This window comes from Mesorhizobium sp. M7A.F.Ca.US.014.04.1.1 (genome assembly GCF_003998745.1).
Classification (GTDB): Bacteria; Pseudomonadota; Alphaproteobacteria; order Rhizobiales; family Rhizobiaceae; genus Mesorhizobium; species Mesorhizobium ciceri.
The window spans coordinates 1-4,996 of record NZ_RZRW01000430.1; the positions used below are offsets into that span (position 1 = coordinate 1).

Genomic DNA, 4,996 nt, shown 5'->3' on the forward strand with positions numbered 1-4,996 from the left:
ATCACGTCCATTGCCTTTGGCGTATCCATGCCGCGCTCGGCCAGCAGCTTTGTCTTCAATCCGGGCTTTCTGGGTTTTCTCGCCACCGCCGGCATCGCCGCCGGTTGGATCTACTGGCTTCTGGCTGGACGCAGGTCCGGCACGGGCCGGAATCTGGGCCGGGATTGATGGCGCGTCTCGTCGGCTACCTCATCCGTTTCACCGTCATCCTGTTCGGCTATGCCGTCGCCTCGCTGGCGGCGAGCGCCTTCCTCAACATCCTGTTCCTGGCATCGCTCGGCTACACGCCGGAGCATGCGCATCCGACGGCGACGGCTTCCCTGTATTTTTCAATTCCCTTCGCCGCCCTGTTCGTCGCCTATTTCGCCCTGATGCCGGCCTCTGTCGTCATCCTGCTTGCCGAAATCCTGGGCCGGCGCGACTGGCTGTTCTATGCGCTGGCGGGCGCGGTGGTTGCCGGTGTTTTCCTCGGGCTTGCCGACCACAGCGGTGACACCGCCTTCGCCGTCAGGGACACCAGCGCCATCATGGCCGTGATCGGCAGCGGCATGGTCGGTGGTATCTTTTACTGGCTCAGCGCCGGGCGCTGGGCCGCAAGCTGGTGGCAAGGCGAACCAGAATCAAAAGAGGATGGCCGGACAGGATGACGGCGCCTACTTCGCCTGGGCCGTCAGGATCTTGAGGGCGAAGGCGGAGAACACGCCGGCAAACAGATAGTCGACCACCCGCGTAACGCGCGGGCTTGCCTTCATCGCCGCCGAAAACTTTTCCGCCGCCAGCACCATCGGCACCGTCACCGGGACCGACAGCACGATGAACATCGTGCCCAGGAAAAACAGCTTTCCCGGTGCGTTCGGATCATGTGCGGAGACGAACTGCGGCAGGAAGGTCATGAAGAACAGGATGATCTTCGGGTTGAGCAGATTGACGCCGAGGCCCGCCGCCCAGCTGCGCAACAGCGAAATCTCGGGTCCCGTCTTCTTCTCCGGCGAAAAGGCCGAGCCCCTGGTGATTGCCTGCCAGGCCAGGAAGACGAGATAGCCGGCGCCGAAGATCTTCAGCACGAAGAATGCCATCGGCGAGGCGACGATCAGCGCCGAGACGCCGACCACCACCAGCGTGGTGTGGATCAGCGTGCCGCACAGCGCGCCGGCCATCGAGGCAAAGCCGGTGGCACGGCCCTGGCTCAGCGTGCGCGAGACGAACAGGGTCATGTCCGGCCCCGGCGTGATCGCCAGGATGACCGTGGCGATGGCGAACTGGATCAGCGTGGTGGTGTCTGGAATGAACGACATGAGCGGCCCCGGGGAATTGGGAGGCCTATACAGGATGCGCCATGTCGACGCCAGACACAGCAGCGATCCGATCTCGATCCAGCAGGCGTCTGCACGGCATTCGCTGGGCGCCGGCCGCGGCAGTCCTATGCCTGCCTGCTCAGCCGTATCCTCGCTGGCTCCTCCGCGAAGAGTCGATCGTTGCGGACATCGGTGTCCCCGGTGATCTGGTCGATCGGCTTGGGCCGGCCGAGAAAATAGCCTTGCGCCTCATTGCAGCCTTCGACCTGCAGGATGGTGAGCTGGACATGTGTCTCGACGCCTTCGGCGAGCACCGGAATGTCGAGGCTGCGGCCCAGCGTCAGCACCGCCCGGATGATGGCCTTGGCCTGCGGGCTTCGCTCGACATCGGCCATGAATGAGCGGTCGAGCTTGATCTTGTCGAAGGGAAACGAGCGCAGCGTATCGAGCGATGAATAGCCGGTGCCGAAATCGTCGATCGCGATCGTCACCCCAAGCGCCTTGACCTGGCGCAGGACATGCAGCGTGCGCACCTTGTCGGCGACGATCGTCGATTCGGTCAACTCCAGCTCCAGCCGTTTCGGCGACAGCCCGGTCTCGATCAGGATCTGATGGACGAGCTTGGCGAGATCGGCATGGGCGAACTGCACCGGCGACAAATTGACCGCGATCTTGTGGCCATTGCCCCACGAGGCCGCCTGCCGGCACGCGGTCCGCAGCACCCATTCGCCGATCGCCATGATCGAGCCGTTCTCTTCGGCAATCGGGATGAATTCGGCGGGCGGGATCATGCCATGCACGGGATGGGTCCAGCGCAGCAGCGCTTCGTAGCCGCAGGTGGCGCCGGTCGGGACCGAGGTCTGCACCTGATAGTGAAGCGAAAGCTCGCCGCGGTCGATCGCCTGGCGAAGGTCGGTGGCCAAGGCGCGGCGCGCCCGCGCCGTCTCGTCCATGGCGGATTCGTAGAAGCAGACGGCTCGCGTCACGTCGTTCTTCGCCCGGTACATGGCAAGGTCGGCGTTGCTGACCAACCGCTCGCGGTCGGCCCCGTCGCGCGGATAGACCGCGCTCCGTGCTGAACTGCATCTTCTTAGTGCTGCGATGCGGGGCGCCATGGCACGGTCCCGCCAAAACGCCACGGCCCAGGCATCGCGCTCCCGCCATGCGCTGGACCAGAAGCCATGCATGCACGCGTGCTTGCTCGCTCTGCCGTTCCTGCTAAAAGGCGCTGCGACAATCTGTGACGCCCAGGCTGGGGCGTCCGCCACCGACGGGGTAAAAATGTCCAAAACCAAAGACATCAAGAAAGTCGTGCTCTCCTATTCCGGCGGTCTCGACACATCCATCATCCTGAAATGGCTGCAGACCGAGTTCGGCGCCGAGGTCATCACCTTCACCGCCGATCTCGGTCAGGGTGAAGAGCTGGAACCGGCGCGCCGCAAGGCCGAGATGATGGGCATCAAGGACATCCGTATCGTCGATGTGCGCGAGGAATTCGTCGCCGACTTCGTCTTCCCGATGTTCCGCGCCAACACCGTCTATGAAGGCACCTATCTGCTCGGCACCTCGATCGCCCGGCCGCTGATCTCCAAGCATCTGGTCGATATAGCCCGGGAAACCGGCGCCGATGCGATCGCGCATGGCGCCACCGGCAAGGGCAACGATCAGGTTCGCTTCGAGCTCTCGGCTTACGCACTGAACCCCGACATCAAGGTCATCGCGCCGTGGCGCGACTGGTCGTTCAAGTCGCGCACCGACCTGATGAACTTTGCCGAACAGCACCAGATCCCCGTGCCGAAGGACAAGAAGGGCGAGGCGCCGTTCTCGGTCGACGCCAACCTGCTGCACTCCTCTTCCGAGGGCAAGGTTCTGGAAGATCCATGGAGCGAGCCGCCGGAATTCGTCCACCAGCGCACCGTTTCGCCGATGGATGCGCCCGACAAGGTCACCGAGATCGAGATCGAGTTCCTGAAGGGCGACCCGATCGCGCTCAACGGCAAGAAGCTGTCGCCGGCAACCATGCTGGCGGCGCTCAACGATCTCGGCCGCGACAATGGCATCGGCCGGCTCGACCTGGTCGAGAACCGCTTCGTCGGCATGAAGTCGCGCGGCGTCTACGAAACGCCAGGCGGCACCATCCTGATCGCCGCCCACCGGGCCATCGAATCGATCACGCTCGACCGAGGTGCGGCCCACCTCAAGGACGAGTTCATGCCGCGTTACGCCGAGCTGATCTATAACGGCTTCTGGTTTGCGCCCGAACGGCTGATGCTGCAGGCGATGATCGACAAGAGCCAGGAAGACGTCGAGGGCACGGTGCGGCTCAAGCTCTACAAGGGCAACGTCATGGTCACCGGCCGCAAGTCGAAGAAGACGCTTTACTCCGATGCGCTGGTCACTTTCGAGGATGACCGTGGCGCCTATGACCAGAAGGACGCCGCCGGCTTCATCCGCCTCAATGCACTGCGGCTGAGAACGCTGGCAGCGCGCAACCGCGCCAAGTAGGGCGGATGCGCGGTTTCGGTCGCTGCCTGGCGCCGCTGGTTGTTCTGGCGACGCCGGCCGCCGGCCAGGAGTTCGACCCCGCCTCTCTTGACCTTCCCGCGCTGATCGAGTGCAGGGCGGACGTTCCGACTTACAACGACTTTGCCCTGTGGCTGTCCAGCGCACCGGGTGCCGTTGAAACGCTTGGCTGGAAGGAGGTTGCCTCCGCCAATCCGTTTCTCAGCCAATACGAACTGCCGGCCAAAATCCGCGTGTTCAACCGCGAGACAGGATCGATCGTGTTTACCGCTGCGGGGCCGATGGCCGTGCTCGACGGCGTTGCCGCGCCGGAGCTTGCAAAAGAACTCGACGTCATGGCCGTGTTTTCCACGCCGCAAAAATTCCTTGGCGAAAAGGTCGTTGTCCAAAGCACCGAAGAGTCGGAAGGATTGACCTTCTCCACCGACGTCAAGCTCAACGTCTCGACCGTCGAGTCCCATCCCGGCAAGACCCTGGCCGGCTGCTCCTACACGCTCGAAATCAAATAAAAACCCGGCATTCACGCCGGGTTTTCGATCAAGTCAAAAATGGCCGGGGCCTTCTGCCCGGTGCATGTTCCGTCAATCGCCGTCGATCGCCGTGGCAATGCGGGCGATGGCCTGCTGATAGACGCTCGCGGAATTCCAGCCGGCAATCGCGCCCATATTCGCACTCGCGCTCGCACCTGCCCGCCAGCCATGGCCCTTGAGGAAGTTGGCAGTGGAAGCCAGCGCCGTGCCCTTGTCGCGCAGGTTTCCGCCGCCGACGCCATATTTCAGGACGTTTCCTGGCAGGAACTGCGTGTGTCCGATCTCGCCATGCGCGGCCCCGACCGACGAGGCTGTCAACGCCCCGCGATCGACCAGCTTCAGGGCGGCGATCGCATGCGGGTAGAAGAACCCCGGGCGGCGGCAATCATAGGCAAGCGTCAAAATCGCAGAGACGGTGTTCTGGTTGCCCATGGCCGAACCGAAGCCGGTTTCCATACCCCAGATGGCCAGCAACACGCCCGGCGACACGCCGTAATTCGCTTCGATCTTGGAGAACAGCGCCGCATTCGACTTTTTCAGCGACCGGCCCTTGGAGATAATCGCCGCGCCGCCGCGCCGCCGCATGAAATCGTCCACCGAGCCGCTGAAGGCCTTGTGAATGCCGCGGTCGACGGAGATGGTCTTTGT

Annotated in this window: 5 protein-coding genes and 1 pseudogene; 3 read left to right on the forward strand and 3 right to left on the reverse strand. The window is 63.5% G+C overall.

What is annotated here, in order from left to right; translation table 11 throughout:
* Window positions 1-167: 167 nt before the first annotated feature.
* On the forward strand, window positions 168-647 hold the full coding sequence (locus EOA22_RS24130) for a hypothetical protein (protein WP_063169555.1): 480 nt from the start codon (window positions 168-170) through the stop codon (window positions 645-647).
* Window positions 648-653: 6 nt separating this feature from the next.
* Here the strand turns inward: EOA22_RS24130 and EOA22_RS24135 are convergent, their stop codons facing one another.
* Window positions 654-1,295: a LysE family translocator gene (locus tag EOA22_RS24135; RefSeq protein WP_013528810.1), complete on the reverse strand. Its 642-nt coding sequence runs from the start codon at window positions 1,293-1,295 to the stop codon at window positions 654-656.
* A gap of 125 nt (window positions 1,296-1,420) precedes the next feature.
* Window positions 1,421-2,362, reverse strand: a pseudogene (locus EOA22_RS24140) (GGDEF domain-containing phosphodiesterase); the annotation flags it as partial.
* Window positions 2,363-2,576: 214 nt separating this feature from the next.
* Between EOA22_RS24140 and EOA22_RS24145 the strand changes: the two are divergent.
* The gene (locus tag EOA22_RS24145; protein ID WP_063169556.1) at window positions 2,577-3,800 is read left to right on the forward strand and encodes an argininosuccinate synthase; all 1,224 of its coding nucleotides are present in this window, start codon (window positions 2,577-2,579) and stop codon (window positions 3,798-3,800) included.
* A 5-nt stretch (window positions 3,801-3,805) separates the two neighbouring features.
* Window positions 3,806-4,327, forward strand: a complete 522-nt coding sequence (locus tag EOA22_RS24150) for a hypothetical protein (RefSeq protein ID WP_027162880.1) — start codon at window positions 3,806-3,808, stop codon at window positions 4,325-4,327.
* 72 nt (window positions 4,328-4,399) lie between these two features.
* Here EOA22_RS24150 and EOA22_RS24155 read toward each other — a convergent pair.
* Window positions 4,400-4,996: lytic transglycosylase domain-containing protein (locus EOA22_RS24155; RefSeq protein WP_127390264.1), on the reverse strand; the 597-nt coding region annotated here is incomplete at its 5' end.

Excerpts from the sequence above, each read along its gene's own strand:
- EOA22_RS24130 (WP_063169555.1), top strand. The coding sequence starts at position 168 with ATGGCGCGTCTCGTCGGCTACCTCATCCGTTTCACCGTCATCCTGTTC.
- EOA22_RS24135 (WP_013528810.1), bottom strand. The coding sequence starts at position 1,295 with ATGTCGTTCATTCCAGACACCACCACGCTGATCCAGTTCGCCATCGCC.
- EOA22_RS24145 (WP_063169556.1), top strand. The coding sequence starts at position 2,577 with ATGTCCAAAACCAAAGACATCAAGAAAGTCGTGCTCTCCTATTCCGGC.
- EOA22_RS24150 (WP_027162880.1), top strand. The coding sequence starts at position 3,806 with ATGCGCGGTTTCGGTCGCTGCCTGGCGCCGCTGGTTGTTCTGGCGACG.